Genomic DNA, 1,136 nt, shown 5'->3' with positions numbered 1-1,136 from the left:
AGCGCGTTCCACGCCCGCTACAACAGTGGCGGCCCGCGCAACCAGCCGTTCCACCCGGCCATGATGGTCAAGGTGCTCGTGTACGCCTATGCCAGCGGCGTGTTCAGCTCGCGCAAGATCGCCAAGAAGCTGCACGAGGACGTGGCCTTCAGAGTGCTGGGCGCGGGTAACCTCCCGGCGCACCGCACGATCAGCGACTTCCGCGCGTTCCACCTGAAGGAGCTCAGCGAACTGTTCGTGCAGGGCGTTCACCTGGCGCGCGAGATGGGCTTCGTGAAGCTGGGCACCATCGCGGTGGACGGCACCAAGGTCAAGGCCAACGCCAGTCGCCACCAAGCCATGAGCTACGGCCATATGCTCAAGGCCGAAGCCGAGCTGAAGGAGCAGATCGCCGCGCTGCTGAACAAGACCAAGTCCGCCGACGAGGCCGAGAAGAACGAACCCGAGCTGGACATCCCGGCCGAGATCGCACGCCGCCAGGACCGGCTGCAAGCCATCGAGCAAGCGCGCCGGCGGCGGCTACGACGCCAGCTACAACGCGCAGACGGCCGTGGACGAAGCCGCGCACATCATCGTGGCGGCTGAACTCACCAACAACGCCAGCGACGCGGGCGAGCTACCCGCGATGCTGCACGCGGTCAGGAACAACCTCGGCCAGATGCCTGAGCAGGCGCTTGCCGATGCAGGCTATCGTTCGGAGGAAGTGTTCCAGGCACTGGCCGGCTGCGGCACCGAACTGGTAGTGGCACTCGGGCGCGAGGGCAAGCAACAGCTGAGCTTCGACCAGCACAGAAGCCCACGCACGGCGCAGATGGCGGCCAAGCTGCAGACCGACGAAGGCAAAGCTGCCTACCGACGACGAAAGTGGATCGCTGAGCCGCCCAACGGCTGGGTGAAGAGCGCGCTGGGGTTCCGGCAGTTCAGCATGAGAGGGCTGCACCGCGTGCAAGCCGAGTGGAAGCTCGTGTGCATGGCGCTGAACCTCAGAAGGAGGTGCACCTTGCAGGCGGTCCGAGGGCCTCGAAGGGCCTCATTGCGAGCGCATCGGCGACCGAAGCTGGCGCCATGACGCTGTTTGTCTGTTCAGACATCGACGTCGCTCGGCCCTGGCCGTCGCCCCTCACCCCAACCCTCTC

General features: G+C 65.9%; 1 pseudogene. It reads left to right on the top strand.

Features of this window, described 5'->3' with window-relative positions:
- Positions 1–1,069: pseudogene (locus E8D38_RS27815) on the top strand (transposase); the annotation flags it as partial.
- Positions 1,070–1,136 lie beyond the last annotated feature (67 nt).

The sequence above is a fragment of the Methylibium rhizosphaerae genome, assembly GCF_006386545.1.
GTDB lineage: Bacteria > Pseudomonadota > Gammaproteobacteria > Burkholderiales > Burkholderiaceae_C > Pseudorivibacter > Pseudorivibacter rhizosphaerae.
This window is presented reverse-complemented; position numbering and strand designations above follow the sequence as displayed.